This is a genomic window from Bradyrhizobium sp. USDA 372, assembly GCF_053629095.1.
In genome coordinates, this window is the sequence record NZ_JBRJHR010000001.1 from 3,267,255 (window position 1) to 3,292,968 (window position 25,714).

Genomic DNA, 25,714 nt, shown 5'->3' on the forward strand with positions numbered 1-25,714 from the left:
AGGATATGACCGTAGGCAACGGCTCGATACTTGGCCGGTCCGAGAGATTCTGCTGTGACCGATGCGATCAAGCTCGTCCTTGTTCGACATGGACAACGTCCTGTGCGACTACGGACAGGGTCACGTTTGCCGTGACCGTGTTCGTCAGAGCATTGATGACCACGAGTTGGCTGGACTGCGTCGTGACGTAGATCCGCGACCCGTCCGGGCTGGCCGCAACACTCAAGGGGGCTCCTGAGACCGAAACCGTCGTCACCACCGATTGCGACGCTGCATCGATCACCGTGACGCTGCCACTGCCTTGATTGGCCACATAGATCCGGCTTCCGTCCGAAGATATCGTGATGCCGGAGGGGGCGCTTCCGACCCCGACCGTGCCGATGACGGTCTTCGACGCGGCGTCGATGATCGAGATGTTTGAAGAGTTCTCGTTGGCGACATAGACCCGGGTCCTTGCCCAACGTCTCAGCGCGAGGCAAGATCCACCTAAATCTCGTAATAGTTGCACAATGTCACTCACTCCCTCTACCTCGCCCTCGCTTGCACACCGATTTCCGAATGGCTACATCCAGACGCGACATTGGCTTGCCGCCGATCTCGGGAATTCAGTTGCGTGCGGTTCTTCCGCGTCGTGAGGGGATGTGGACGACACAGCGTTGAACGTGAGCATGGCGGCAGACATTCCCGGGCGCGGCCCGGAGGCGCTCGCGCGGTTGCGCGCGATGACGATCGACATCTGCGAGGTCATTCCGCATACCGCGGAGGACGATTTTCATGTCACCACCGTGACGATGATGACTCGCAACGCGTTGCTGATCGACACGCGTGCCACCGACCAGGATTATGACCGCTCGGCCGCACACGTCGCCCGCGGCGTCATGGATCATTTTCAGATCACCCTCTGCCTTGAGGGCGAGATGAAGTTCGGCTCGGGCCGGCGCGAGGTCACGCTGCGGCCCGGCGACATCGTCCTCATCGACATGGCGCAACCGAACCGGACCGCGCTGCGCGCCGCGGGCGGCCGCACCCGCCTGATGTCGATCGTCCTGCAACGCGCGATGCTGGCACCGCGGCTCGCCCATCCGGATGCGGCGACGGCAACTCTGCTGCCCTCGAACCATCCTCATGCCCGCCTGCTCGCCAGCCACTACGCCGCGCTCGCCTTGCGCTCCGGGCCCGGGACAGACACCGCGACCGGCCATGCCGAGGCCACGGTTGAGGCGATCGCCGACCTCGTCGCGGCCGCAGCCGGCGGGACGGCTGAAATCGTCGCGGGCCTCGAGCGCGCCGAGCGCCATCTTTACATCACGCTGATCAAGCGCCACATCGCGAACAATCTCGAAACCGATGCGCTCACCGCGGAAGAGCTCTGCCGCCATTTCCAGATCTCGCGCGCGACCCTCTACCGGCTGTTCGAGGCCGAGGGCGGACTTGCCCATTATGTGCGGGAGCAGCGGCTCAATCTCGCGTTTCGGCGGTTGATATCGCCGTCCGCGCAGGACGGCCGCCTGATCGAGCTCGCCGTCGACATGCGCTTCAGCAGCGATTCCACCTTCATTCGCGCATTCCGCCGCAAGTTCGGCCTGACGCCGGGCGAGCTCAGGGAGTTGGCCGACGCCTGGCTGCGTGAGACCGGAGCGGTGCCGGCCGTCGACACGGTGCTGCATCAACTCGCACGGCGGCGCGGATCGCGGCCGTAGCGGGATTTGTCGCCCGCGTTCCGGCGGGATATGAGTGCACTCACGGCCGATGTTCGGCCAATCCGCGAGTGCCGCCGTGACTGACGTCATCAAGCTCGTCCTGTTCGACATGGACAACGTCCTATGCGATTACGACAGGGGTAAGCGCGTCGCATGTCTCGCCGAGCTTGCGGGGACGACCAGCGAAGCCGTCCACGCGGCAATCTGGGACAGTGGCTTTGAAGCGCTCGGCGATTCCGGCGCGCTCGAGGCCGCGGACTATCTGCGGGGCTTCGGTGAGCGCATTGGCTATCCGTTGTCGCTCGACGAGTGGGTCGAGGCGCGGCGCCGCTCAATGGAGGCGGATCGCGCGATGCTGGAGATTGCTGGGAGCTTGCGGCAAACCGTCGATATTGCGGTCCTGACCAACAATACCACGCTGATCGCCGACCACATCGACACGCTGCTGCCGGACCTGCGTCCACTGTTCGGCTCGCGGATCTATGCCTCGGCCCAATTCAAGACGGCCAAGCCGGACCCGCGCTGCTATCGCCTCTGCCTTTCGGATCTCGACGTGAGGCCGGAAGCCGTCCTGTTCGTCGACGACCTCGCGGCCAACGTCGCCGGCGCGCGAAAGGCGGGCCTTTTCGCGCATCATCACACGTCCGTGCAGGCTTTCAGGCAGGCTCTTTCGGAACATGGCCTGCTTCATGGATGAACAAGCGTAGCGTGCGGAAGCGCGCGCAAGCGCTAGTGGCCGCCCTACGGATTCATGGTACTACGCCAGATGGCACGCCACGAAGTGCCCGCCCGCGCCCTCCTTCAACACCGGCGCGCTTTCCGCGCAGCGCGGCTGGGCGATCGGGCAGCGGGTGTGGAAGTGACAGCCGGAGGGCGGCTTCATCGGGCTCGGCACGTCGCCCTTGAGGCGGATGCGCTCGCGCTTCAGCTTGGGATCGGGCACCGGCACCGCCGACAGCAGCGCCCTGGTGTAGGGATGCTGCGGGTTGCGATAGAGATCGCTGGCCTTGGCGAGCTCGACGATGCGGCCGAGATACATCACCGCGACGCGGTCGGAGATGTGCTCGACCACCGAGAGGTCGTGCGCGACGAAGAGATAGGTCAGGTTCAGTTCGGCCTGGAGGTCCTCCAGGAGGTTGATCACCTGCGCCTGGATCGACACGTCGAGCGCGGAGACCGGCTCGTCGCAGACGATCAGCTTCGGTTCCACCGCAAGCGCACGGGCGATCACGATGCGCTGGCGCTGGCCGCCGGAGAATTCGTGCGGATAGCGGCGCATGTGCTCGGCCTTGAGCCCGACCTTGACCAGAAGGCCCGCAACGCGCTCCTCGCGCTCTTTCGGGGAGGAGGCGAGATTGTGGATGGTGAAGGCCTCGCCGAGAATGGCGCCGACCGTCATGCGCGGATTGAGCGAGGCGAACGGATCCTGGAACACCAGCTGCATGTTCCGCCGCATGGCGCGCAGATCGTTGCCTCCGAGCTTGCGCACGTCCTGGCCGTCGAAGACGACCTCGCCGTCGGTCGGCTCGATCAGGCGCAGCACGCAGCGTCCCGTGGTCGACTTGCCGCAACCGGATTCGCCGACGAGACCGAGCGTCTCGCCGCGGTTGACCGAGAACGACACGCCGTCGACCGCATAGACAGTGCCGACCTGGCGCGACAGCAGGCCGCCGAGCACAGGAAAATGTTTCTTCAGGCCGCTGACGCGGAGCAAGGGCTCGCTCATGACGCGGCTCCCAGGTTCGGATCGCCGAGATGACAGGCCATGCGGTGACCGGGCGCGATCTCGCGCAGCAGCGGCTCCTTCTCGGTGCAGACATTCATGGCGAACTTGCAGCGCGGCGCGAAGCGGCAGCCGACCGGCGGGTTGATGAGGATCGGCACCGAGCCGCCGATCGCCTCGAGCCGCGTCTTGTGCTCGCTGTCGAGATCGATGCGCGGGATCGAGCGGATCAGGCCTTGCGTATAGGGGTGACGGGGATCGCCGAAGAGATCGTCGACGGGCGCCTCCTCCACCACCTTGCCGGCATACATCACGACGACCCGCTGCGCGGTCTCGGCGACGACGCCCATGGCATGGGTGATCAGCATCACCGCCATGCCGAAGCGGTCCTTCATGTCCTGCAACAGGTCGAGGATCTGTGCCTGGATGGTGACGTCGAGCGCGGTGGTGGGCTCGTCGGCGATGATCAGCTTCGGCTTGCAGGCGAGCGCCATCGCGATCATCACGCGCTGGCGCATGCCGCCGGAGAACTGATGCGGATAATTGTGCACGCGGCCTTCGGCATTGGGGATCTGCACCAGCTTCAGCATCTCGATGGTGCGCTCAAGCGCCTGCTTCTTGGTCACCGCTTCGTGCCGCCGCAGGCTCTCGGCGATCTGCTCGCCGATCGTGAGCACCGGGTTGAGCGAGGTCATCGGCTCCTGGAAGATGAAGCCGATCTCCTTGGCGCGGATCTCGTCGAGCTGATTGCTGGTCAGCGGCACGAGATCGCGCCCCTCGAAGATGATCTGGCCTGCCGCGATCCGCCCCGGCGGCATCGCGATCAGCTTCAGGATCGACATCGCGGTCACGGTCTTGCCGCAGCCGGATTCGCCGACGACGCAAAGCGTCTCGCCCTTGTTGATGGAGATGTCGACCCCGTCGACGGCCTGGAGGATGCCGTCGTCGGTGGAGAAATGGGTTTTCAGGCCCTTGATCTCGAGCAGCGGCGCCATCAGATCACCCGTCGCGCATCGAGCGCGTCGCGCAGACCATCACCCATGAAGTTGATGGCCACCACCGCGATGAAGATCGCGCCGCCCGGGAACAGCGCCCAGTGCGGGCCGATGTCGAGAAAATCCTTGGCATCAAACAGCAGCCGGCCCCAGGTCGGCGTATCCGGCGGGAAGCCGAGGCCGAGGAAGGACAGCGTCGATTCCGCGATGATGGCGGCGGCGACGTCGATGGTGCCGGCGATAATCACCGGCCCGACTGCATTGGGCAGGATGTGCCGCACCACCTGCCGCACCGGGCTGGCGCCGAGCGCGCGCGCGGCTTCGACGAACTCCTTCTCGCGGAGCGACAGGAACTGGGCACGCACCAGCCGCGCCACCGGCATCCAGCGCAGGCCTCCGATCACCAGCACGATCAGGATGAAGATGCCGCCTTCGGGCCCGAACACCTGCTTCAGCCCGTCGCGGAACAGATAGATCAGGAGCAGGAGCAGCGGCAATTGCGGCAGCGACAGGAACAGATCGGTGAGCCACATCAGCCCATGCCCGAGCGCGCCGCGCGACATGCCGGCGAGCGCGCCGATCAGCGTGCCAATGATGACGGCGACCAGCATCGCGGCGAGCCCGACCGCGAGCGAGATGCGGCCGCCATAGATCATGCGCGCCAGGATGTCCTGGCCAAGATCGTCGGTGCCGAAGGGATGGGCGAGCGACGGACCCTGCAGGCCCGCGACGATGTCGATCTCGTTGATCTTCACGCGCCACACGAACGGCCCGAGCAAGACGGCGAGCACCAGGATGAGGAGCAGGACAGCGCTGACCACCGCGAGCCGGTGGCGGCTGTAGCGTCGCCATGCTTCGCGCCAGGGCGAATAGGCGCGCCGCTCAGCGGAGGGAGATGCGAGGGTCAAGCCAGCCATAAAGGACGTCCGCGATGAGATTGAACAGCACGACCAGGCACGCGAAGACGAAGGTCACGGCCATCACCACCGGCGTGTCGTTGGAAAGGATGGAGGAGATCAGCAGCGAGCCGATGCCGGGAATGCGGAAGATCTGCTCGGTGACGATGGCGCCGCCGAACACCGCGGGCATCTGCAACGCGATCAGCGTCACCACGGGGATCATGGCGTTGCGCATCACGTGCTTGACGATCACCGTGGCCTGGCCGAGGCCCTTGGCCCGCGCCGTGGTGACGTAGTCGAGCCGAATGACGTCGAGCATCGCCGAGCGCACGAAACGCGTCATCGACGCCGCCTGGAACAGGCCGAGCACCGCCACCGGCATGATCGCCTGACGGATCATCTCAAGCACCCAGCGGATGCCGGTCGCCTTGATGTCGGTGGTGTAGACGAAAGGCAGCCAGTCCAGCGTGACCGAGAAGATCAGGATGAACAGGATGCCGGTGAAGAAGGTCGGCAGCGAGAAACCGACGAAGGCGAGCGTATTCGCGATCTGGTCGAACAGCGAATACGGCCTGGTCGCGGCGTAGACGCCGACCGGAATCGCGATCAGCAGCGCCAGGATCTGCGCCGAGCCGATCACGTAGAGTGTGGCCGGCAGGCGCTGCAGAATCAGCGTGTCGACGTTCATCCGGCTGACGAAGGAGAAGCCCCAGTCGCCGTGCAGCATGGCGTTGAGCCAGTGCAGGTACCGGAGGTAGATCGGATCGTCGAGACCGAACTTGGCCCGAAGCGCCGCCTGCACTTCGGGCGGCACGTTCGGGTTGGTGGCCAGTTCGGAGAACGGATCGCCGGGGGCGAGCGCGAGCACGACGAACAGCACCAGCGAAATCGCCAGCAGGCTCGGAACGGCAATCAGGAGGCGACGCAGGACATACTGACTCATAGGGAAGAATCCCGTTTAGCCTGCGCTCATGCCTCCCGGTACCAATCCTGGATGTTGTCGGTCCGATTGGCCCAGCCCGAGAGCGCCGGCCGCAACGTGTTGGAGCAGGCATCCACCAGCAGACGATGCATTACCGGAATGAACACGGTGTCCTGCCACAACAGGTCGTTGCACTTGATGTAGAGCGCGGCGCGCTTGACCGGATCGGTCTCGGTCTCGGCCGCAGCGATGGCGTCATCATACTCCTTGTTGACATAGCGCGGGAAGTTCTGCCCCTGCCATTTGTTCTCCTTGGTGGCCACATTGGCGGAGATGTAGCGGCGCATGTGCAGGGCCGGATCCGGCTGCGTCATCGGGATCTGGAACTCCTCGATGTCGGCATAGAACTTGGGGTAGGTGTCCGGGTTGGCGACGTCGGACGAGAAAAAGACCGAGGCAACCACCGATTTCAGTTCCACGTCGATGCCGGCCTTCTGGCAGGCCTGCTTGACGATGGCCTGGGTCTTCTGGCGCGGACCGTTGGTCGAGGTCTGGTACAGAAGCTTGAATTTCTTGCCGTCTTTCTCGCGGATGCCGTCGGCGCCGACCTTCCAGCCGGCGTCATCGAGCATCTTCGACGCCTTCTCGACGTTGAACTCCCACGAGGTGTTCTTGGAGACGAACTTCTCGGGACCGTTGAGGTAGTTGGCCGTGGTGCGTCCGGCCCGGCCGTAGATCGCTTTCTTGACGGACTCGCGGTCCACGAGCAGGGCGAGTGCCTTGCGCACGTTCGGATCCGACAGGATCGGGTGCTTGGTCTTGATCGAGGATCGCTCGCCGTCGATCTCGACGTTGGGGTCGGTGAAATTGATGGCGATGAACTCGATGTCGCCACCGGTGGCATAGACGGTCTTGCCCTTGCCGCCCTTCTCCAGACGCAGCAGCACGTCGTCTTCGACCTGCATGTTCCAGGCGAAATCGAATTCGCCGGTCTGGATCACCGCGCGCGCCGCCGAGACGGCATCTCCGCCGCCCTTCATCTCGATGGTGTCGAAATGCGGACGATTGGGCATGTGATAGTCGGGATTGAGCTCGCCACGGACCACATCGCCCGGCTTGAACTCGACGAATTTATAGGGACCGGTGCCCACCGGGGACAGATTGTTCGGCGCCTCGCGGGATTTCGAGCCCTTGTAGTCGGCAAACAGATGCTTCGGGATGACGCATCCATAAGCGCCGACGAACGCGTTGGCCCAGAACGGCGTCGGGGTCTTGAACAGGATGCGAATCGAAAGATCGCTGACCTTCTCGACCGTAATGTCACCATAGGTGCTGATGCTGACGGCAGCCGTGGCAGGATCGCTGGCGTATTGCCAGGTGAACACGAAGTCGTCGGCAGTCAGCGGTTTGCCATCGTGCCATTTGACTCCCGGCTTGATTTTCCAGACCACCGACTTGGCATCGGCGGCGAGACCGCCGTTTGCAACCGAGGGAATCTCTGCAGCGAGGATGGGGTTGAGATTGCCGTCGGCGTCCCAGCTCGCGAGCGGTTCGTAGAAAACCCGCGATCCGTCCTGGTCCTTGGTGCCGGTGGCGAAATGCGGATTGAGTAGCGTCGGCCCCTGCCACCACAGCACCTTGAGAGGCCCGCCGCCCCCGCGCTTGGTCGGCTTGTAGACCGCGGGGCTCTGCGCCATGGCAACGCCGCCGAGCGCGAGGAGCTGGTTGGCAAGGGGAGCGGTGAGACCGACCGCGGCGAGGCGCTTGACGAAGGCGCGGCGGTCCATCCGCCCGTCCTTCACCTGACCGATCATCGAACGCAGCTCTTTGTCCAGCATGGTTGTCCCCCGTCTGGTTCCGGCATGGATGCAGGCGGCCGCTCGCGACCGCCGGGTTTGGCTGGCGGTAGATGGCACACCGAATGGGGTGCACGTCAACTGGGACCGTGTGTATGCAAACGGTCTTCTGGCTGTCCGTTGGGCAAAATTGCGCTCCGCAGCCCATCCGTTCGGCAATCCAGCAGCAAAATCTGCTGGATTGCGCGCTGCACTGCGGAAAATTTGTTCGCTGGATCAGACGAAGTATCGAGGCCGATTCTACGCCACGGACATGTCGAGCGGCGGAGCGACCTGATCCGGCAACGGACAGACGTAAGGTGTCCTGGCCGTCCGCTTCTGGAGATCGGTCTTGGCGGCCTTGATCAGCTCCGGTTCCGTCAGCGCCTTGATGCCGAGACCGGCCATGGCCTTGGCCGCCTGCACCATGGCCTTGTGCGCGTGCGGGCTCTTGCCCTGCGCCACCACCTGCCAGGTGTGGAAGGGCGTGCCGATTGCAACCGTCGGTGCGTGCACCTGCACCGTGGGCACCACCCAGCTCACGTCGCCGACATCGGTCGAGCCGACGAGCGGGTTGCGCTTGGCATCGAGCGGCACCAGGAAGTCGGCCAACGGCCGATCGGTCGGCTCCATGCCGATCGCGTAATAGACGGACGCGATGTCCTTGTCGCTCAAGGTCGCACGGATCTGGCCGGCGAAGCTCTTGTCCGCATCGTCGAAATGCGGCGGTCCGAGCTCTTCCATCACCTGGTGCAGCGCCTGCTCCAGCGGCGCGTTCGGCAGGATGTTCGAGACCGCGGAGATGATCTTCATCTCGACCTTGGTCTCGGTCATCAACGCCGCGCCTTGCGCGATCTTGGACACGCGCTCGACCAGCTCGTTCATGCCGGGAAGATCGCGCGCGCGGATCGAATAGCGCACGCGCGCATGGGCCTGCACCACGTTGGGCGCGATGCCGCCGGTGTCGAGCAAGGCGTAGTGCACGCGCGCGTCGCTCGGCATGTGCTCGCGCATGTAGTTCACGCCGACATTCATCAATTCCACCGCGTCGAGCGCCGATCGGCCGAGGTGTGGCGAGGCCGCCGCATGCGAAGTGCGGCCGGTGAAGGTGAAATCGGCGCGCGTGTTCGCGAGCGACGGCGTCACCGCCACTTCCCAGAAACTGTGAGGGTGCCAGGTGATGGCGATGTCGGCGTCTTCGAACGCGCCGGAGCGCACCATGAAGGCCTTGGCGGCGCCGCCTTCTTCCGCAGGGCAGCCGTAATAGCGCACGCGGCCGGGCACCTTGTTCTCCGCCAGCCAGTCCTTTACCGCCGTCGCGGCGAGCAGCGCGGCGGAACCGAGCAGGTTGTGACCGCAGCCATGGCCATGGCCGCCGGTCTCGATCGGACGATGCTCGGCAACACCCGCCTCCTGGCTGAGGCCCGGCAGCGCATCGTACTCGCCCATGAAGGCGATGACCGGACCGCCCTCGCCCCACTCGCCGATCAGCGCAGTCGGGATGCCGGCGACGTTCTCGGTGATGCGGAATCCCTGATGGCGCAGCTCGGCGAGATGCTCGGCGGCGGACCGCGCCTCGGTGTAGCAGACCTCAGGCATGCCCCAGACCCTGTCGCTGAGGTCGATGAAACGTCCCTTGATCGTATCGATGCCACGCCAGATGTCGCTGCGGTTGTCCATGCTTGTCGTCCGTGATCCCTTGGTCCAACGAAGCGGCAATGGTTAGCAGCTTCACTGCACGGCGCCTAGCACCGCGCCGGACAGCAGCCATGCGGCGGCGGCCGGATGACATGACGTCCCGTGCAAGAGGGGTTTCCAGGCCTTTCGAAAATTTCACGCAGCGTTCTCCCGAATAGTTGGGAACGAGGCTTTCAAGACCGCCTGCTCCGGCCTAAATTAGGCGTGCTTCGCGCGTCGCTCCGCCTGCCTTGCCGGAGCGATGCTCTCAGCCAGGAGAACTCGATGAGCACCCTGACCGAATGGAGAGTGCCGCTGGCGAACCAGCCGCGGGCGAGCGACTACGGTTTCGATCTCGACCGCGCGCTCGGCTCCGTCGTCGGCCTGCACGCCATCATCCCCCCGGACGCGTTCAGTGCCGAGACGCTGGGCACCGAACGCGCCGGCAACGGCGTCGTGATCGACGACGGCCTGGTTCTCACGATAGGCTATCTCATCACCGAGGCAGAGTCAGTCTGGCTGCACCGCGCCGATGGGCGCGTGGTGGAGGGCCATGCGCTCGGCTTCGATTCCGAGACCGGGTTCGGGCTGGTGCAGGCGCTCGGCCAGCTCGACATTGCGCCGCTGCCGCTCGGCTCGTCGGCGGCGACGCGGATCGGCGACCGCGTCGTGGTCGGCGGCGCCGGCGGACGCACGCGCTCGGTCGCGAGCCAGGTCGTGGCGAAACAGGAATTCGCCGGTTACTGGGAATATCTGCTGGATGAGGCCATCTTCACCTCTCCCGCACATCCGAACTGGGGCGGCACGGCGCTGCTCAACGAACGCGGCGAGCTGATCGGCATCGGCTCGCTCCAGCTCGAGCGCGAACGTGACGGCAAGGCCGAGCACGTCAACATGATCGTGCCGATCGACCTCCTGAAGCCGGTCCTGGAGGACTTGCGCAAATTCGGCCGCGTCAACAAGCCGGCACGGCCCTGGCTCGGGCTGTACTCGACCGAGATCGACAACCGCGTGGTGGTGATCGGGATCTCCGCCAACGGCCCGGCCGCTCGCGCCGAGCTGAAGACCGGCGACGTCATCCTCGCCGTCAACGGCGACAAGGTGACGAGCCAGACCGCCTTCTACAAGAAGATGTGGGCGCTCGGCGCCGCCGGCGTCGACGTGCCGCTCACCGTTCATCATGAAGGCGTCACCTTCGACGTCACGGTGACGTCGACCGATCGCTTCAAGCTCTTGAAGGCGCCGAAGCTGCACTGATCTCAAGGGCTTTGAGGAAGCGGGCGATGACCGAGGCCGTGGTGGACGACATCGTGGCCGTGCTGCCGCCGCTGCTCAACGCGCTGGAAGCACTCGGCTTCTTCCAACGGCATCTGCATCCGCCAGCCTTCGCCTCGGTGATGGATGCGATCGGCACGCCGGACGAGGCGCTGCAGACGGCGCACGCCGCAATCGGGGATTGGCCGGAGCAGTTCGCTGGCCTGCGCGAGCGGCTCGATCGCGCCTGCGGCGAGACGCTCGCTGCCTTTGCCGGCATTCGTGAAGTCGAGCGGGGCCATGGCGATCTCGTCGCGGTGTTCCGCGCCCTGCGCCATGTCCCGCGCGCGCAGGAGGCGCTTTATCCGCTGGCGGTTAAGTTTCCGCCCGTGAGCGGCTTCTTCCTCAACGCCGCCAATCGCGACAATGCGGATTTGTTGTCGAAGCTCGAAGCCGGCGCGAGCGAAGATACCGGCATCTTCCACGACCACAACGAGCCCGGCAGTCGCGGCGGCTTCTCGGTCTATGTCCCCGAATATTACACGCCCGAGCGTGCCATGCCGCTGGTGATGGCGCTGCATGGCGGCAGCGGCAACGGCCGCGGCTTTCTGTGGAGCTGGCTCCGCGACGCCCGCAGTCTTGGCGCGATCCTGGTGGCGCCGACTGCGACCGGGCCGACCTGGGCGCTGATGGGCGACGACACCGACACGCCGAACCTCATGCGCATCCTCGAAGCGGTGCGCGGCCGCTGGAGCATCGACCCCTCCCGCATGCTGCTGACCGGCATGAGCGATGGCGGCACCTTCTGCTACGTCACCGGCCTCGACGGCGCCTCGCCCTTCACGCATCTCGCGCCTGTTGCGGCGACCTTCCATCCGCTGATGGCGGAAATGGCCGACGCAACGCGCCTGCAAGGCCTGCCGGTCTTCATCACTCACGGCAAGCTCGACTGGATGTTTCCGGTGCAGACCGCACGGCAGACGCAGGCGGCACTCTCCGCCGGCGGTGCCGACGTCACCTATCGCGAGGTCGACGACCTCAGCCACACCTATCCGCGCGAGATCAATGCGGAGCTGATGGAGTGGCTGAATGCAGAATGAACAACCTCTCCTTAGATGCGCCGCATGGTCGCGGAACCATCACTCCGGGCCGACGTTATTGCCCGTCACCGGAGGTTCGCCATGCAGACTTTTTTTGGAATGATCCTGGGCGCGCTGCTGCTTGCGTGCGGCGTCTACGTTTATGATTCCATGCAGACGTCGTCGGTCGCCAAGGGTGAGGTCGCGACGACCAACCGTACCATCGTGAACTGGGACGTCGCCAAGGCCGATTGGGATGCGCTGCGCGACCGCGCGCACAAGGACTGGGTCCGCATCTCGTCGAAGTAATTTCGTTCGATCGACATGAACAAGGCGCCGTCGCGAACTCCGCGACGGCGCCTTTCTGTTGCGTCCTGAAATATCGGCGGCTCAGTTCATCTTGGCCTTGCGGGCGTCGGCGATGACCTGCTCGAACTCGGCCATGCTGAGCGCGCCGGGCACGCGATACTTGCCGACGATGAAGGACGGGGTGCCGTGGAAGCCGAACGCTTCAGCCTGCTCGTTGTTGCGCTTGAGGATGGCGTCGATGTCCTTGGTGTGCCCGGTGAGATCGCGCTTCAACCGGTCCATGTCGACCCCGGCGGCCGCCAGCAGCTCGTTGATGCGCGGCTCGGTCAGGCGCGAGCTGACGCCGATCATGGCGTCATGGGCCTGGTGATACTTGCCCTGGAATTTGGCCGCCAGCGCGCTCCGCGCCGCGGTGACTGAAACCGGCCCGAGGATCGGCCAGTCCTTCATCACCAGCCGCACCTTGCCGTCGTCCTGGACCACCTGGCGCAGCTCGGGCTCGAGCTTGCGGCAATAGGGACAATTGTAGTCGGACCATTCGACGATGGTGATGTTGCCGTCGGGATTGCCTGCGACGGGCGTGTCGGGATCGCGCAGCACCTTGGCTTCGGTCAGCACCTCGTCATCACCGGCCGCCGCGCGCGCCGGGACGATGCCACCCACCGCGAGAGCACCCGCTCCGATCAGCGTCAAGGCTGCGCGCCGCGTCGGCGCAAGGCCACTCTTCCCAAATCCGGTCATATCTCGTCCCGTTCCGGCCCCATCTTGCGGATATACGCCCGCGGACCGGCCATGTTACGGGTCATATAGAATGCCGCGGGCGCGATTGCCACGCGAATCGCACCCGGTCCAGCTAAGCCGCCGCGCGAGGCAGCATCGCCATCAACGTCCCGCTCATCGTGGCGATCAGCGTGGTCTTGCCGTCATGCTCGGCGTAGGCCTTTGCCTCGCAGAAGGTCAGCGTGCGGCCGGGCTTGACCACTTCGGCCTTGAAGACGAAGCGCTCGCCGCGGGCGGGCGCGAGCAGCGTGGTCTTGAATTCGACGGTGAGGATACCGGCCTCCGGCGGCATCAGGCTGAAGGCCGCAACGCCGCAGGCATTGTCGAGCCCGGCCGTGATGATGCCGGCATGGATGAAACCGTTCTGCTGTGTGAGGGCCGGTGCATGCAGCATCGCCAGCTCGACCTCGCCCGGTGCGAGGCGGACGATCACGATGCCGAGCGTGCGCATGGCCGGCTGGCCATCGAACATGGCGATGGCCGCCGCGCGGTAGCCCGGGTTTTTCGGCTCGAAGGCTGTCATGGCTCACACCTCGGCAGGTTCCGCAAGATGCCTCGAGGCCGCTTCGCGAATGGCATCGGCGAACGGCGCGGACTTCCGCAATTGGCGGTCCATGTGCACGCCGGTGATCTCGCATGTCGCGGCGAGCTCGCCAGTCTCGGCATTCGTCATGTCGTGCCGGAAGCGGATCGACTTGTCCCTGATCTCGAGCAGATGGCTGCGGATCTCGACGATGTCGCCGGCGAGCAGCTCGCGCTTGTAGGCGATGTTCTGCTGCACCGCGGCCATGCCGCGGCCGGAGGAGCGCAAATAGCTCGGCGTCAGGCCAATGCGAGCGAACAGATTCCAGTTGGCCTCGTCGAACTTGCCGACATACCACATGATGTTCATGTGTCCGACATGGTCGCATTGCCATGGATAGACCGTGCCGCGATAGGTTGCCTCCTGCTCCATCGCAATTCCTCCCGCAATTTCGTCCTTGATCGTTGATACGGTAGCGTATCAAACCCGTGTCGCGTTAGCAATACGGCACCGTATCAAGTCCGGGTGAGGCTTCCTTCATGAGCGACGGCAAGGGCGATGTCTGGGTCGAGGCTGGATTTGCCGAGCTCGCCCGTGCGGGGGTGGAGGGCGTGCGGGTCGAGGTGCTCGCCAAGAACCTCGGCGTCACCAAGGGCGGGTTCTACCGACGCTTCGCCGATCGCGCCGCGCTGCTCGAGGCCATGCTGGAAGCCTGGCGCAAGGGCCGCATTGCCGCGATCGCGCAGCAGACAAGCCTTGACGGGCAAGCGCCGCGCGAACGGCTGAAGGCGGTGATCCAGCTCTATTCCGAGCGGCTCAATCCGGAAGGCATGGCGATCGAGCTTGCGATCCGGCAATGGGCCCGCTCGGACGAGAACGCCGCGGCAGCGGTGGCGAGCGTCGATGCGGCGCGGCTCAAGCACGTCGGCGACCTCTATCGCGCCACCGGCCTTGCGACCGAGGAGGCCGACGCGCAGGCCTTCCTGTTCTACTGCTTCATCTTCGGCCAGAGCCTGTTGTTCGTCGAGAGCGGTCCGCGCAAGCGGTCGCAGCTCGTGGCGAAATCGGCCGAGAAGCTGCTCGACTGAGCCAGATCCGGACCCGAAGGGCCGCGTAAGCGTCAAGGGTGCAGCGGTTTTCCGAAAAGATCGTGCGCCAAAGTACAGGCGAAAAGGCCGGAGCGTTGCTCCGGCCTTCGTAGCATTTCGAAGCTCAGGCGGCGCCCTTCAGCTTCTTGGTGCATTCGCTGTAATAGCCGCCGCCCTTCTGGATCCACTTCAGGCCGCCGTTGCCGTTGGTGGTCTTGTTGGCATTGTACTGGTCGACGCAGGTGTGCAGGCGCGCCTTGCCGATGGGCTCCTTGGCATATTTTGGATCGACCGCGTTCGGGTAGATCGCAGGTCCCGCCGGCAGGGCCGGCGCCGCGGCGGGCGCCGCCTCCTTCTTGGCCTGCTTCGGCTCCGCGGGAGCCGTGGGCGCTGCCGCGGTCGGCGCAGCGGTGGGCGTTGCATCGGCACCGCATTGGGCCTTGCGGAAGTCATTCCACTTCGTGGTGCCGAGCGAGCCGTCCTTCTTGGCGGCCTGGTACTTCGCGCTACACTCCTGCGCGGTCAATGCCTGCGCCGGCGCGCTCGCCAGCAATGCCGCGACACCCGACGCTGCGATCGCACACAACAATTTCGTCTGAATGGTCATCCTTGGGTCTCCTGCTTGGTCTTCCCTGAGGGAAGTGAATTGAGGATGCTATCCTAGCGTGCCGGACGCTTGCGACAAGGATGCGATGAGTTGCGCCGGCAAAATATAGTGATCCCGCCGCTTCACTCATTCATGTCGCGTTCAGCAACACGAGCCGACGTTTCAGCCCTTCGCAATTCTCGCAAGCAGAGTGCACCACATGACCTTCACGTCCCGCCTCGCCGCCGTCGCGCTCGCCTCCCTGCTCCTCACCGGCACCGCCTTCGCGCAGACCGCCGCACCGGCCGCCAAGACCGACACTGCCGCCACTGTCCCCGACAAGAAGGCAACGAAGGAGCGATCGGCGGAATCGCTGGAATGCTCGAAGCAAGCGGACGCCAAGGGATTGAAGGGGAAGGAGCGCAAGAAATTCCGTCGCGAATGCAAAAAGGAGGCGAAGGCCGGCAGCGCAGCCGCCGCTCCCGCAGCTCCCGCCGCCGACAAGAAATAAGCCCGTCACGCTTCCTTCCGAGCATCCGCGGAAGACGTCGCGCATTGCGGCATGACGAGCCTGCAATTGTGCGGCTCGGGCGGATTTGCGATAAGGTGGCGTGAAGCAAATCACCGCCTCCCTGTCGTTCGAATGGCCGAGCCGTGCCAAGATCCTGAGCACGGTGGAGACGCTCGTCATCGGCACCGCCGGCGGCCTCGCGTTTCTGCTCGCCGGCCTGCCCGGCGGGCTGATCTCCGGCTCGATGATCGCGGTCGGGATCGCCGCAATCGCCGGCCGCCAGCTGAGCCTGCCGCCGATCCTGACCCAGATCGTGCTGGTGCTGCTCGGCATCTCGCTGGGCTCGGTCGTCTCGCGCCATTTGCTTCAGCAGGTCAGCGCCTATCCTCTCACGATCGGCCTGCTGGCGCTCGCCACCTTCTGCTCCACGTTCGGCTCCAGCTATTACCTCCAGCGCATCCATGGCTGGGACCGCACCTCGGCTTTCCTGGCCGGCAGCCCCGGCGCGCTGTCGCAGATCACGATCCTGGCGGTCGAGCGCGGCGCCGACCTGCCGGGCATTGCGGTGGTGCAAACCATGCGCGTCATCATCCTGACCGCCGCGCTGCCGATGGTGCTGGCGATTGCAGGCGTCGCGCCCTCGGCTGCGCCGTCGCTGGCAACGACCATCGCCTCGCCGCTCGATCTCCTCGAGCTGGCCGCCGCGTCGCTGGCGGCAGCGCTCGTGTTGCGGCTGATCAGGTTTCCCGCAAGCTGGATGTTCGGCGCGATGATCGCCTCCAGCGTGCTGCATGGTGCCGGATGGGTCGAGGGCGGCCTGCCGGATTGGGTGCGCGGCGTGGCGCTGATCGGGATCGGCGCACTGATCGGCAGCCGTTTCGCGCGGATGCGAATCAAGACGCTCGCCGGCCACCTCAGCGCGGCCCTGGGCTCGTTTGCCGTGGCCATCGCCGTCTCCGCCATCTTCGTCGGCATCGTGGCGCTCACCACCCAGGTGAAATTCTCCGACGTCATCGTCGCCTTCGCGCCCGGCGCCATGGATGCGATGCTGGCGCTGGCCTTGACGCTGCACATCGACCCGATCTTCGTCGGCGCCCATCACCTGTCGCGTTTCGTTTTCGTGACGATCGCAACGCCGGGCATCGTGCACCTGTTCGGGCGCACGCAGGACGACGTGGACGATTGAGCTTTAGCGCTTCGCCGTCCGCACCAATCCCCACGCGGCGATCGCGGCCATCAAGAGCGAGATCAGCACGTTGTAGCCGGCGAGCGAGAGGCCGAGGAAGCGCCACTGCACCTCGTCGCAGCGCACCACCTTCACGGTGTCGAGCTTCGACAAGAGATCGGCGGCGCTGCCGAGATTGACGACGGGCCCGGAGCAGTCGGTCGGCCCCTTCCAGAACCCCCATTCGACCCCGGAATGGTAGGCGCCGAGACCGGCATTGACGAGCGTCGCCAGGGCGAGGATCGCGAGCCCCGCCAGCAGCAGCGGCCGCGGCGCACCGCTCCGCGCCGCCAGCGCCGTGAGCGCACCGAGCGGTATTGCGAGGTAGTAGGCGTAGCGCTGCTCCAGGCACAATGGACAGGGCAGGATCTCCAGGACGAGCTGGAAGAACCAGGCGCCCGCAATCGTGGCTGCGGCGACCAGCGTGACCAGGACCGCGGCGGTCAGCGCGGGGCTCGTGGCGGCCGGCTTGAACGCAGGTATGGCGGCACTCTCGGTGGTCACGGCAGCCTCTTTGGCATCTCTCGCGCCCCAGCCTCTAGCCCCGGCCCATGCGGCTGTCGAGAACGGCTGACATCACTTTGGCGCGGGTTGACCCCGCCCCGTCCATGGCTATAGTCCGCCGGCTTCGCGACGCCGCCTATGGGGCCGACCGAGGGCCCCTGTGGCGGAACTGGTAGACGCGCTCGACTCAAAATCGAGTTCCGCAAGGAGTGCTGGTTCGATTCCGGCCAGGGGCACCACGATAAAACACTAATAATAACTATGCCTTAAGCCGTCGGTTCGATCCCGGATTTCTCCGGAAAATCTTCGCGATGCATTGAAACCACAAGTAAAAGTTCGCTCCAGCCGTCCGTTTTGTTGGCATTTTGTCGGTATCGGGCGAACAAACGTTCATGGCGAATTTCGCTATTCCCGACGAGGGAATTGAGCAGATGGCCCCCAGGAACGACGGCTGAACTTTCCAGTCGATATACGTACCAATCGCCGCTGGATATTGTGAACAGATCGGTCTTCCGGCGCACGGGGGCTTTGTCCCTCCCCGTCACATGCGCGGAAACGCAGAAGCAGGGCATAGGACTTGTCGAACATCAATCTCAAGCTTCTCCATACCTTCCTGCTTGCAGCTGAGCACGAAAGCTTCCGGAAGGCCGCCGAGGAATCGAACCGGTCTCCTTCTGCGGTCAGCATGCAGATCCGCGACTTGGAGGAGCAGATCGGCGTCCTCCTTTTTCGCAGAACGCCGCAGAAAGTATTGCTGACATCTGAGGGGCGAATTCTGTTCGAGCAGGCAAAGCGCGCCCTCCAGGAAGTTCAGTCCGGGCTGGATTTGCTGAGCGAGTCAGCACAGTCCCGCAGCCGTCACATTCGCATGGCCTGCGTTCCGACGCTCGCGTCCGGATGGCTGCCCAACATCCTGGCGACATTCAAGGTCCGCTATCCGCGGAGCCAGGTCCAGCTCATGGAGCTCTCCACGACGCCTATGCTTGAACTCCTCAAGCGGCAGGATGTCGAGTTCGGTATTGGTCCGCAAGTCCCCGACATGGGGGACTATGAGTTCGAGCCGATGCTTGAGGACCCCCTTTTTGCCTGCGTACCGCCGGTGTTCGACGAGGGGCAAGCAAGCACAGGATTCGCCGATCTGGTGGACAAGCCGGTCATCCTGCTGTCGAAAACGACAGCCGTGCGAGGGTTGATCGACGAGACGCTGGAGACGCTCCACGTCCGGCTCGATGTTCAATTTGAAGTTCAGGCCGCCACGACAGCGGTGGCACTGGCCGCGTCCGGCCTCGGCATCGCGATCGTGCCACGAGTCGCGCTGGTGCAGGCCGGCGTGCAGCGGTTTCGTGTGGTCCCGCTCTCCGATCAAATCAAGCTTCGCCAGATTGGCTTGATTACCACGCGCAACTCGGTCAGGCGCCCGAACACCGAGCAGCTGATCTCTTTGATCCGCTCAAGTCTTTCCCAGCTGCGCTGACGCCCTCCCGCTCAGAGCAGCTTCAGGAGCGCATCCACGACCTGACTGGTCGTCGCATTGCCGCCGATGTCCCGTGTCCTCAGCGCTGCATCCTCCAACCCGGCGCACACGGCAGCTTCCATCCTGTCGGCACCAAGGCGCAGCCGATCATCGCGATAGCGCCGGTCCAGGCGTCTCAGCATCAGTATCGCAGCCAGGATCGTTCCATAGGGATTGGCGAGCCCCTTTCCTGCTATGTCGGGCGCCGAGCCATGCGAAGCTTGAAAGAAGCCGATTCCATCACCGACTTCTTCCGACGGAGACATGCCCATCCCGCCGACCGTCGCGGCACCGAGATCGGAAATGATGTCGCCGAACATGTTCTCGGTGACGATGACGTCGAAGTGCGATGGCTTGTTGACGAGATGAACGGTCATCGCATCAACAAGGACGTGCTCGGCTTCAATGTCGGGATAGTCCTTGGCCACCTCGTCGAAGACGGAACGGAAGAACGCATATGTGCGCAGGACATTGGCCTTGTCGCAACAGGTGACCCGGCGCCGGCCGTCCTTTGGCGAGCCGTTACGCGATCTGGCGAGGCCGAACGCGAACCGGACGATACGCTCGATACCTTTCCTAGTCTGAACGAGCGTGTCGACTGCGACTTCCTCCCTCAGCAGCGCACCCGCGCCGCGCGCGGCATAGAGCCCCTCGCTATTCTCCCTGACGATGACGTAATCGATCGACCCCGGATGCCCGAGCGGAGACGGCACGCCCTTGTAGAGCCTAATGGGCCGCACGTTGGCATACAGATCCAACTTGAAGCGAAGTGAGAGCGTGAAATCAAGTCCGGCTTCGGTTCCGTCAGGGTGAACCACACCGGGAATGCCAGCCGCACCATGGAGAATGGCGTCGGCCCCGCGACAGCCCTCGAACGAGGTCGCCGGAAAGGAGTCTCCCGTTTCGAGAAAGTGAGTGGCACCCGCCGGGTATTCCACGAACTGGAGCGTGCCGGTCTGGACACCAGCCTGCAGCACCGCAACCGCCGCACGAGCGACTTCCGGTCCGATGCCATCTCCGTGCACGACCGCAATTTTGTAACTGTCCTTCATGATACTCGCTCGGTTGATTGTAGTGGTCTCGTCTCTTCCCTCGCAGCCACGAATGCGCAAGGTCAGGCATCGGCGCGCCACGTTGGGTGAAGCGTCGATCAGATGTGTATCGTCGCGACTGATCGCGAAGCCGACAGAATGATCGGGTCAGTCCAGCTTGATCCAGACTCCCTTCGTATTGAGGTACTCGTCGAGCTGTTCGGTGCCGCCTTCACGGCCATATCCACTCATCTTGTAGCCGCCGAAAGGCAATGCAGGATCGATCGCGTGATAGGTGTTCACCCAGACCGATCCCGCCCGGAGACTGCGCGAAATGATGTGGGCCTTGCTCACGTCACGCGTGAAGACACCCGCCGCAAGCCCGTATGGTGTCGCATTGGCGCGCTCCACGGCTTCATCGAGCGTGTCGAAGGGCAGTGCGGAAATGACCGGACCAAAGATTTCGTCACGGGCGATCTGCATGTCGTCGGAGACGCCGGCGAACACGGTCGGCTCGACGAAGTTGCCCTTCGCGAAACTCCCCTCTCTCAGTCTTCGGCCTCCGGTCACGACCTTCGCGCCCTGGTCGCGTCCGCTGTTCAGGAAGCCTTCGACCTTGTCGAGCTGTCGCTCGGAAACGAGGGGTCCGATCTCCGTCATGGGATCAGCTCCGTCGCCGATCTTGAGGGCCGAAGCGAACTTTCCGAGCCGTTCGACCAACTCGTCGTGGATCGCTCGCTCGACGAACAGGCGGGAGCCGGCGATGCAGATCTGGCCCGAATTGGCGAACGCTGCCATCGCGGCAATCGGGACAGCCTTGTCGAGGTCCGCGTCGGCGCAGACGATGACCGGCGACTTTCCGCCAAGCTCGAGGGATACCCGTTTGAGATTGCCGGCCGACGCTCGGATGATCGCCTGGCCCGTGGCAGTGGATCCCGTGAAGACGATCTTGTCGACACCGGGATGTTCGGCCAAAGGCGCGCCGGCCTCCGGGCCGGTCCCGGTCACGACGTTGACGACGCCGGGCGGCACACCTGCCTCGTTCATCAAATCCGCGATCAGGAGGGGCGTTAGCGGCGCCTCTTCGGAAGGCTTGAGCACGATGGTGCATCCGGTCGCGAGCGCAGGTCCGATCTTCCAAACCGACGCAGCGGTGGGCGCGTTCCACGGGATGATCGCGCCGACCACGCCGACCGGCTCCTTCCGCGTGAACGAAACTATGTCGCCGGGAAGCGAATTGTCGATCGTCTGCCCATGAATCGCCGTCGCCATGCCGGCGTAGTATCTGAGCATGCCGAGCACGCGAAGCTTGTTCGCCCGCGTCCTGACGATCGGCATACCCATGTCGGCGGTGTCGGACCGACTGATCTCCTCCCAATGCTTCTCGAATAGATCGGCAATGCGCAGGAGCAGAGCCTGTCGCTCGAACGGTTTGAAGCGGCTCCACGGTCCCACGAAGGCGCGCCGGGCGGCGCTAACTGCAATGTCGATGTCGCCAGCATCGCCACGCGGGACACGGCCGATCACCTCGCCAGTCGCGGGATTGCGCGTCTCGAGGATTTTTCCCGAGCGGGCCTCAACCCACGCGCCATCGACGAACATCTTGCGAGTTCGGCCATCTACGGGAAATCGGATATCGGTCATTGTCATTGGATCGGTCGTCCCTGTCTCAACACTCGTTCTCGGTCTAGGCTGCCGGCTTCGTTTTTCGAAGGAGCCGCGCCAGGTCGGAAATATAGGCTTGGCCATGGCCGCTCTCGACCACAGCCGCGATCGCAGTGCCGACACCGTCTGCGATCGCTTTGGATGCGCCGGAGTTGCTCGCCATCATCCGGTAGTAGGAGATATCCTTTAGCGCATTATCGATAAAGAACGGGATCGTGCCGGTATCGCCCGTCACGATTGCGGGCGCCATGCGCTGGAGCGCAACGCCAGCCCCGCCTCCTTTGGCAAGGACGTCGACGAAGACCGCCGGATCGACGCCTGCATCGGCGGCCTGCGCCGCGGCTTCGCCAAGCAGCGCCATGAAGCCGATCGATACATAATTATGGAGCAGCTTGAGCCGGTGGCCGAAACCCACCGGGCCGACATGTTCCACACCCTCGGTGAAAGAGGCAAGAACCGCGCGGACGCTGCGAAGGTCGGCTTCGTCGCCGCCAACCAGAAGGTTCAGCGTTCCTTCTTCCGCGTGCCTGGCGGTGCGCGTCATGGGCGCATCGAGAAAGCGTCCACCCGCCGCCTCGACCGCGGCGGCCATCCGCAATGTCGAGTCCGGCAGCGCCGTCGAGCAATCGACAATGATGGTGCCCTTACGGAGGCCAGACAGAACGCCCGCTTCGCCCGTCAGGATTGCTTCGACCTGAGGCGAACCCGTTACGCAGAGGATGATAACATCCGACGCGCTCGCGACCTCACCGGGCGTCTTGCAGGCCGTGGCCCTGAGGCTGAGGAGATCGTCAACGGGTTGATTGCCCGGGTGGTCGAGAAAGGCCAGAGGAAAGCTGCCCCGCGCCAGGACATTCTTTGCGATTCCGTGGCCCATCAGACCTACACCGACAATTCCGACTCTCAGCTTGGTCATCTCATTCATCGTTCATGCAAGCCTCTCGTGAATGGCGGCGTAGATGATCTGTTGCTCTGTCGCCTGATCGCGTCGACGAGCGCTTGGCGACCACGATCCGATGGACAGCGCCAGCAATTCTGGCAGGTAAGAGCGGATCACGACGCTAGCCGAGCCCGCATCCGCAGATGCTCCGCGCGGCTCATTTGGCCGGCGCAACGTTGCGGCGCCGACCCGTGGCGGCGCGACCGGATTTGAAGGCCGACCCGAGCCGTGCTCTTGCGCTGGATAGGCCGCTTGCAACCATCGTTTCCTCGCCTGCGACAGGCTTCCTTCTTGATGGCGCAAGATGAGCGGCGTCGTCCGGTTCCATGCAAGGCGCTTTTTCTGACCTCCCGTTTGGTTTTTCTGATCTGCCGGCCTTTCCCCCGGTGGTCGGAAAAACCCACGGGTTTACTTCCGTCATGCCGAGGCACGTCGACGGTCCAATGAGGGCCGCAGTGTCACCCGGACATCGGCCCGTGAGAAAAACTGACACCCCGTTCAGAATTACTGCGCTACGCCAGCATTGCTTCAGCACTCTGCCGAGAATTAGATCCGCAAACATCAATCATAACGAAGCCAAGTCGACTTGGCGGACAGACGGGGGAACCGCGATGAGTCAGACCACCACCTATGCCGGTGCCGCTGGCGCTGCCAAGTCGGCGATCGAGACTTCGACCATTCGCGCCATCTCCTGGCGCCTGATTCCCTTCCTGGTGCTGGCCTACTTCTTCTCCTATCTCGACCGCGTCAATCTCGGCTTTGCCGCGCTGACCATGAACGCGGACCTGAAATTTTCCCCGTTGGTGTTCGCCTGGGGCGCCGGCATCTTCTTCATCGGCTATTTCATCTTCGAGGTGCCGAGCAATCTGGCGCTGGAGAAATTCGGCGCCAGCCGCTGGATCGCCCGGATCATGGTGACCTGGGGCATCATCTCGGCGCTGATGGCGATGGTCAGCGGCGAGACCAGCTTCTACATTCTGCGCTTTCTGCTCGGTGTCGCCGAGGCCGGTTTCTTCCCCGGCATCATCCTCTATCTCACCTATTGGTACCCGGCCGAGTACCGCGGCCGCTTCATCGCGGCCTTTGCGATCGCGGTCCCCGTATCCACCGTGATCGGCGCACCGATCTCGGGCTTGCTGCTCGGCCTCGACGGCCTCATGGGGTTGAAGGGCTGGCAATGGCTGTTCATCATCGAGGGCATCCCGTCGGTGCTGCTCGGCATCGCCACCTGGTTCTATCTCACCGACAAGCCGGAGAAGGCAGATTGGCTCTCGCCCGAGCAGAAGACCTGGCTCAAGGCCAAGCTTGATGCGGAGGCTGCGGCCAAGAAGGCGGTCAAACATCTGTCTCTTGGCAAAGCGCTGACCTCACCGAAGGTAATCGCGCTCAGCCTGATCTATTTCGGCTTCGTCGGCGCGCTCTACGGCATGCAGTTCTGGCTGCCGCAGATCGTCAAGGCGTTCGGCCTGACGAACACACAGACCGGCTTCGTCACCGCGATTCCCTATCTGTTCGGCACCATCGCCATGATCTTGTGGGCGCGGCATTCCGATGCCACGCGTGAGCGCGTGTTCCATGTCGGCGCGCCGCTGCTGCTCACGGCGATTGCGCTCGGCATCTCCTCCTATCTCACCGATCCCACGCTGACGATGGTGGTGCTGACGGTCGCCGCGATCGGCGTGTTCTGCTGCTTCGGCGTGTTCTGGACCCTGCCGACCGCCTGGCTCTCCGGCACGGCGGCCGCCGGCGCCATCGCGCTGATCAACTCGATCGGCAACCTCGCAGGCTTTGGCGGTCCTTATCTGATCGGCTGGGTCAAGGAAGCGACGGGGCAAACCTCGACCGGCCTGCTCGTGCTTGCGGTCCTGCCGCTGATCGCCGGGGTCCTGGTGTTCATCGGCGGCCACGACAGCAAGCACGAGTTCGGCGAGCCGGAACGGTAGCCTTTGCAGCATCGCCCGGTAGATCCTAGCCCCATTCCCAACTTGGGGGATGGGGACGACTGCCGTCAGGAGCGATGAGGGCTCGACTGGAGTGCCCCGATCCTTTGCTAGACCTGGACCGAGGTTAGCTTTTTCAGGCAGCGCAACGCAAATGACGACCGGCTGTGGCGGATGCCAGGGATGCGATAGAGCTTTTCGCGCAGGAAGCGTTCATAGCCGGCGGTGCTTTCGACCGCGACCTTCACAATGTAATCGTAATCGCCGGTGGTGAGATAGGCCTCGATCACCTCCGGCAAATTCGTCAGCAATTGGCCAAAGCGTTCGAGCATCTCCTCGTCGTGACGATCGAGCGTCAGCTCTATGATGACCGTTTCGGGCAGGCCAAGCTTGTCCTGATTGAGCAGCGCGACGTAGCCATCGATATAGCCCTGCGTCTCGAGACGCTTCAGCCTGTTCCAGCATGGCGTGGTGGAGAGCCCAATCCTGTCGGCGAGTTGCGCCGTCGTCAGGCGTGCATCCTGCTGCAAGGCGCGCAGGATCTTGCGATCGATCTCGTCTAGCCGAAGCGCATCCTTGCGCGGGGCCTTGACCGGCCTCGAGGCACGTCCGATCGGCACCATACCAAGAACTCCATTCTGGCCTTACGGCTGACATGTGGAATATCCTTATCGCATATCCAGGCTATACCCAGATCAAAAGAACAACAATCCTGGTCCTTGCCAGTACGATGTACTTACAAAACGAGACGTATGCGGTGTTTTTTCTCGAACTCCAGACCAGCGATATGCACGCCGCACTCGGCCGCCTGCTCGACCAGACCCGTGTCGCGGGGCTGCGGCTTGCCGCCGTCAGCGCGCGCGTGGATTCGAACGCCTGCCGCATCTCGGCTTCCATAGATATCGATGACCGCGACGTCGTCGACCGGCTCGTTCGCCGCGTTGGTGCGTTATTCTGCATCGATGCAATCGAGGTGAGAGGTGAAAGCAATGCCCGACCCCGACCTCATCCATGA

The 25,714-nt window shown here is 64.1% G+C and carries 28 protein-coding genes and 1 tRNA gene; 12 read left to right on the forward strand and 17 right to left on the reverse strand.

From position 1 onward, the window contains the following. Positions 1 to 67: 67 nt before the first annotated feature. Complete coding sequence (locus tag AB7M16_RS15535) at positions 68 to 520, reverse strand: YncE family protein (RefSeq protein WP_453944399.1); 453 nt, start codon at positions 518 to 520, stop codon at positions 68 to 70. Between the two features lie 148 nt (positions 521 to 668). Here AB7M16_RS15535 and AB7M16_RS15540 point away from each other — a divergent pair, with 148 nt between their 5' ends. Together AB7M16_RS15540 and AB7M16_RS15545 are read left to right on the forward strand one after the other, a co-directional pair. Further along, entirely contained in the window at positions 669 to 1,700 is a 1,032-nt protein-coding gene (locus AB7M16_RS15540) for a helix-turn-helix domain-containing protein (protein WP_246708857.1), read from the forward strand. 49 nt (positions 1,701 to 1,749) lie between these two features. Continuing rightward, positions 1,750 to 2,397, forward strand: coding sequence for an HAD family hydrolase (locus AB7M16_RS15545; RefSeq protein WP_453947188.1), 648 nt, complete (start codon positions 1,750 to 1,752; stop codon positions 2,395 to 2,397). 60 nt (positions 2,398 to 2,457) lie between these two features. Here the strand turns inward: AB7M16_RS15545 and AB7M16_RS15550 are convergent, their stop codons facing one another. The 6 genes from AB7M16_RS15550 to AB7M16_RS15575 form a co-directional block, all read right to left on the reverse strand. Next, complete coding sequence (locus tag AB7M16_RS15550) at positions 2,458 to 3,426, reverse strand: ABC transporter ATP-binding protein (protein WP_172785984.1); 969 nt, start codon at positions 3,424 to 3,426, stop codon at positions 2,458 to 2,460. Beyond that, positions 3,423 to 4,418, reverse strand: a complete 996-nt coding sequence (locus AB7M16_RS15555) for an ABC transporter ATP-binding protein (protein WP_172785985.1) — start codon at positions 4,416 to 4,418, stop codon at positions 3,423 to 3,425. Before AB7M16_RS15555 ends, AB7M16_RS15550 begins: the two co-directional genes overlap by 4 nt. Continuing rightward, positions 4,418 to 5,335, reverse strand: a complete 918-nt coding sequence (locus tag AB7M16_RS15560; protein ID WP_172785986.1) for an ABC transporter permease — start codon at positions 5,333 to 5,335, stop codon at positions 4,418 to 4,420. The genes AB7M16_RS15555 and AB7M16_RS15560 overlap by 1 nt, the downstream gene beginning before the upstream one ends. Then, the gene (locus AB7M16_RS15565; RefSeq protein WP_172785987.1) at positions 5,301 to 6,260 is read right to left on the reverse strand and encodes an ABC transporter permease; all 960 of its coding nucleotides are present in this window, start codon (positions 6,258 to 6,260) and stop codon (positions 5,301 to 5,303) included. Before AB7M16_RS15565 ends, AB7M16_RS15560 begins: the two co-directional genes overlap by 35 nt. 26 nt (positions 6,261 to 6,286) lie before the next feature. Then, complete coding sequence (locus AB7M16_RS15570) at positions 6,287 to 8,077, reverse strand: peptide ABC transporter substrate-binding protein (protein WP_172785988.1); 1,791 nt, start codon at positions 8,075 to 8,077, stop codon at positions 6,287 to 6,289. A 258-nt stretch (positions 8,078 to 8,335) separates the two neighbouring features. Beyond that, positions 8,336 to 9,754, reverse strand: coding sequence for a M20 family metallopeptidase (locus tag AB7M16_RS15575; RefSeq protein ID WP_453944400.1), 1,419 nt, complete (start codon positions 9,752 to 9,754; stop codon positions 8,336 to 8,338). Positions 9,755 to 10,036: 282 nt separating this feature from the next. Between AB7M16_RS15575 and AB7M16_RS15580 the strand changes: the two genes are divergently transcribed. From AB7M16_RS15580 to AB7M16_RS15590, 3 genes are all read left to right on the forward strand, one after another. Then, positions 10,037 to 11,008, forward strand: a complete 972-nt coding sequence (locus tag AB7M16_RS15580) for a S1C family serine protease (RefSeq protein ID WP_453944401.1) — start codon at positions 10,037 to 10,039, stop codon at positions 11,006 to 11,008. A gap of 26 nt (positions 11,009 to 11,034) precedes the next feature. Next, entirely contained in the window at positions 11,035 to 12,105 is a 1,071-nt protein-coding gene (locus AB7M16_RS15585) for a carboxylesterase family protein (RefSeq protein WP_453944402.1), read from the forward strand. Between the two features lie 81 nt (positions 12,106 to 12,186). Further along, positions 12,187 to 12,393, forward strand: a complete 207-nt coding sequence (locus tag AB7M16_RS15590; protein WP_453944403.1) for a hypothetical protein — start codon at positions 12,187 to 12,189, stop codon at positions 12,391 to 12,393. A gap of 81 nt (positions 12,394 to 12,474) precedes the next feature. Here the strand turns inward: AB7M16_RS15590 and AB7M16_RS15595 are convergent, their stop codons facing one another. The 3 genes from AB7M16_RS15595 to AB7M16_RS15605 form a co-directional block, all read right to left on the reverse strand. After that, complete coding sequence (locus tag AB7M16_RS15595; RefSeq protein ID WP_453944404.1) at positions 12,475 to 13,134, reverse strand: DsbA family protein; 660 nt, start codon at positions 13,132 to 13,134, stop codon at positions 12,475 to 12,477. Positions 13,135 to 13,246: 112 nt separating this feature from the next. Beyond that, positions 13,247 to 13,696: a PaaI family thioesterase gene (locus AB7M16_RS15600; RefSeq protein WP_172785994.1), complete on the reverse strand. Its 450-nt coding sequence runs from the start codon at positions 13,694 to 13,696 to the stop codon at positions 13,247 to 13,249. Positions 13,697 to 13,699: 3 nt separating this feature from the next. After that, on the reverse strand, positions 13,700 to 14,128 hold the full coding sequence (locus AB7M16_RS15605) for an acyl-CoA thioesterase (protein WP_172785995.1): 429 nt from the start codon (positions 14,126 to 14,128) through the stop codon (positions 13,700 to 13,702). Between the two features lie 107 nt (positions 14,129 to 14,235). Between AB7M16_RS15605 and AB7M16_RS15610 the strand changes: the two genes are divergently transcribed. Then, on the forward strand, positions 14,236 to 14,784 hold the full coding sequence (locus AB7M16_RS15610; RefSeq protein WP_172785996.1) for a TetR/AcrR family transcriptional regulator: 549 nt from the start codon (positions 14,236 to 14,238) through the stop codon (positions 14,782 to 14,784). 124 nt (positions 14,785 to 14,908) lie between these two features. On the opposite strand, the gene AB7M16_RS15615 is transcribed toward AB7M16_RS15610, so the two are convergent. Further along, positions 14,909 to 15,391 carry a hypothetical protein gene (locus tag AB7M16_RS15615; RefSeq protein ID WP_453944405.1) on the reverse strand — a complete coding sequence of 161 codons (483 nt, stop codon included), beginning with the start codon at positions 15,389 to 15,391 and terminating at the stop codon, positions 14,909 to 14,911. Positions 15,392 to 15,590: 199 nt separating this feature from the next. Here AB7M16_RS15615 and AB7M16_RS15620 point away from each other — a divergent pair, with 199 nt between their 5' ends. Then, entirely contained in the window at positions 15,591 to 15,881 is a 291-nt protein-coding gene (locus AB7M16_RS15620; protein WP_453944406.1) for a PsiF family protein, read from the forward strand. Between the two features lie 100 nt (positions 15,882 to 15,981). Next, positions 15,982 to 17,067, forward strand: coding sequence for an AbrB family transcriptional regulator (locus AB7M16_RS15625; RefSeq protein ID WP_453944407.1), 1,086 nt, complete (start codon positions 15,982 to 15,984; stop codon positions 17,065 to 17,067). A 3-nt stretch (positions 17,068 to 17,070) separates the two neighbouring features. Here the strand turns inward: AB7M16_RS15625 and AB7M16_RS15630 are convergent, their stop codons facing one another. Continuing rightward, positions 17,071 to 17,610 (reverse strand): disulfide bond formation protein B, encoded by a 540-nt coding sequence (locus AB7M16_RS15630; RefSeq protein ID WP_453944408.1) that lies wholly within the window; start codon positions 17,608 to 17,610, stop codon positions 17,071 to 17,073. Positions 17,611 to 17,764: 154 nt separating this feature from the next. Between AB7M16_RS15630 and AB7M16_RS15635 the strand changes: the two genes are divergently transcribed. After that, positions 17,765 to 17,849 (forward strand) — tRNA-Leu (locus AB7M16_RS15635). A gap of 27 nt (positions 17,850 to 17,876) precedes the next feature. On the opposite strand, the gene AB7M16_RS15640 is transcribed toward AB7M16_RS15635, so the two are convergent. Next, positions 17,877 to 18,131: a hypothetical protein gene (locus AB7M16_RS15640; RefSeq protein ID WP_453944409.1), complete on the reverse strand. Its 255-nt coding sequence runs from the start codon at positions 18,129 to 18,131 to the stop codon at positions 17,877 to 17,879. 56 nt (positions 18,132 to 18,187) lie between these two features. Here AB7M16_RS15640 and AB7M16_RS15645 point away from each other — a divergent pair, with 56 nt between their 5' ends. Continuing rightward, positions 18,188 to 19,084, forward strand: coding sequence for a LysR family transcriptional regulator (locus AB7M16_RS15645; RefSeq protein WP_172786001.1), 897 nt, complete (start codon positions 18,188 to 18,190; stop codon positions 19,082 to 19,084). A gap of 11 nt (positions 19,085 to 19,095) precedes the next feature. Here AB7M16_RS15645 and AB7M16_RS15650 read toward each other — a convergent pair whose 3' ends face one another. The 3 genes from AB7M16_RS15650 to AB7M16_RS15660 form a co-directional block, all read right to left on the reverse strand. Continuing rightward, the gene (locus tag AB7M16_RS15650) at positions 19,096 to 20,175 is read right to left on the reverse strand and encodes an isocitrate/isopropylmalate dehydrogenase family protein (protein ID WP_453944410.1); all 1,080 of its coding nucleotides are present in this window, start codon (positions 20,173 to 20,175) and stop codon (positions 19,096 to 19,098) included. Between the two features lie 147 nt (positions 20,176 to 20,322). Continuing rightward, positions 20,323 to 21,804 carry an aldehyde dehydrogenase family protein gene (locus AB7M16_RS15655; RefSeq protein ID WP_453944411.1) on the reverse strand — a complete coding sequence of 494 codons (1,482 nt, stop codon included), beginning with the start codon at positions 21,802 to 21,804 and terminating at the stop codon, positions 20,323 to 20,325. A gap of 37 nt (positions 21,805 to 21,841) precedes the next feature. After that, on the reverse strand, positions 21,842 to 22,735 hold the full coding sequence (locus tag AB7M16_RS15660; protein WP_453944412.1) for an NAD(P)-dependent oxidoreductase: 894 nt from the start codon (positions 22,733 to 22,735) through the stop codon (positions 21,842 to 21,844). Positions 22,736 to 23,370: 635 nt separating this feature from the next. On the opposite strand from AB7M16_RS15660, the gene AB7M16_RS15665 reads away from it, so the two are divergent. Beyond that, a complete protein-coding gene (locus AB7M16_RS15665) occupies positions 23,371 to 24,702 on the forward strand; it encodes an MFS transporter (protein ID WP_453944413.1) in 1,332 nt (443 codons plus the stop codon). A gap of 107 nt (positions 24,703 to 24,809) precedes the next feature. On the opposite strand, the gene AB7M16_RS15670 is transcribed toward AB7M16_RS15665, so the two are convergent. After that, complete coding sequence (locus AB7M16_RS15670) at positions 24,810 to 25,322, reverse strand: Lrp/AsnC family transcriptional regulator (protein WP_172786005.1); 513 nt, start codon at positions 25,320 to 25,322, stop codon at positions 24,810 to 24,812. A 32-nt stretch (positions 25,323 to 25,354) separates the two neighbouring features. On the opposite strand from AB7M16_RS15670, the gene AB7M16_RS15675 reads away from it, so the two are divergent. Continuing rightward, positions 25,355 to 25,714 (forward strand): hypothetical protein, encoded by a 360-nt coding sequence (locus AB7M16_RS15675; RefSeq protein WP_453944414.1) that lies wholly within the window; start codon positions 25,355 to 25,357, stop codon positions 25,712 to 25,714.

Bases quoted from the DNA above. Each gene is read 5' to 3' on its own strand.
- AB7M16_RS15540 (WP_246708857.1), top strand. From the start codon at position 669: ATGGCGGCAGACATTCCCGGGCGCGGCCCGGAGGCGCTCGCGCGGTTG.
- AB7M16_RS15545 (WP_453947188.1), top strand. From the start codon at position 1,750: ATGTTCGGCCAATCCGCGAGTGCCGCCGTGACTGACGTCATCAAGCTC.
- AB7M16_RS15550 (WP_172785984.1), bottom strand. From the start codon at position 3,426: ATGAGCGAGCCCTTGCTCCGCGTCAGCGGCCTGAAGAAACATTTTCCT.
- AB7M16_RS15555 (WP_172785985.1), bottom strand. From the start codon at position 4,418: ATGGCGCCGCTGCTCGAGATCAAGGGCCTGAAAACCCATTTCTCCACC.
- AB7M16_RS15560 (WP_172785986.1), bottom strand. From the start codon at position 5,335: ATGGCTGGCTTGACCCTCGCATCTCCCTCCGCTGAGCGGCGCGCCTAT.
- AB7M16_RS15565 (WP_172785987.1), bottom strand. From the start codon at position 6,260: ATGAGTCAGTATGTCCTGCGTCGCCTCCTGATTGCCGTTCCGAGCCTG.
- AB7M16_RS15570 (WP_172785988.1), bottom strand. From the start codon at position 8,077: ATGCTGGACAAAGAGCTGCGTTCGATGATCGGTCAGGTGAAGGACGGG.
- AB7M16_RS15575 (WP_453944400.1), bottom strand. From the start codon at position 9,754: ATGGACAACCGCAGCGACATCTGGCGTGGCATCGATACGATCAAGGGA.
- AB7M16_RS15580 (WP_453944401.1), top strand. From the start codon at position 10,037: ATGAGCACCCTGACCGAATGGAGAGTGCCGCTGGCGAACCAGCCGCGG.
- AB7M16_RS15585 (WP_453944402.1), top strand. From the start codon at position 11,035: ATGACCGAGGCCGTGGTGGACGACATCGTGGCCGTGCTGCCGCCGCTG.
- AB7M16_RS15590 (WP_453944403.1), top strand. From the start codon at position 12,187: ATGCAGACTTTTTTTGGAATGATCCTGGGCGCGCTGCTGCTTGCGTGC.
- AB7M16_RS15595 (WP_453944404.1), bottom strand. From the start codon at position 13,134: ATGACCGGATTTGGGAAGAGTGGCCTTGCGCCGACGCGGCGCGCAGCC.
- AB7M16_RS15600 (WP_172785994.1), bottom strand. From the start codon at position 13,696: ATGACAGCCTTCGAGCCGAAAAACCCGGGCTACCGCGCGGCGGCCATC.
- AB7M16_RS15605 (WP_172785995.1), bottom strand. From the start codon at position 14,128: ATGGAGCAGGAGGCAACCTATCGCGGCACGGTCTATCCATGGCAATGC.
- AB7M16_RS15610 (WP_172785996.1), top strand. From the start codon at position 14,236: ATGAGCGACGGCAAGGGCGATGTCTGGGTCGAGGCTGGATTTGCCGAG.
- AB7M16_RS15615 (WP_453944405.1), bottom strand. From the start codon at position 15,391: ATGACCATTCAGACGAAATTGTTGTGTGCGATCGCAGCGTCGGGTGTC.
- AB7M16_RS15620 (WP_453944406.1), top strand. From the start codon at position 15,591: ATGACCTTCACGTCCCGCCTCGCCGCCGTCGCGCTCGCCTCCCTGCTC.
- AB7M16_RS15650 (WP_453944410.1), bottom strand. From the start codon at position 20,175: ATGAAGGACAGTTACAAAATTGCGGTCGTGCACGGAGATGGCATCGGA.
- AB7M16_RS15655 (WP_453944411.1), bottom strand. From the start codon at position 21,804: ATGACAATGACCGATATCCGATTTCCCGTAGATGGCCGAACTCGCAAG.
- AB7M16_RS15660 (WP_453944412.1), bottom strand. From the start codon at position 22,735: ATGACCAAGCTGAGAGTCGGAATTGTCGGTGTAGGTCTGATGGGCCAC.
- AB7M16_RS15665 (WP_453944413.1), top strand. From the start codon at position 23,371: ATGAGTCAGACCACCACCTATGCCGGTGCCGCTGGCGCTGCCAAGTCG.
- AB7M16_RS15670 (WP_172786005.1), bottom strand. From the start codon at position 25,322: ATGGTGCCGATCGGACGTGCCTCGAGGCCGGTCAAGGCCCCGCGCAAG.
- AB7M16_RS15675 (WP_453944414.1), top strand. From the start codon at position 25,355: ATGTGGAATATCCTTATCGCATATCCAGGCTATACCCAGATCAAAAGA.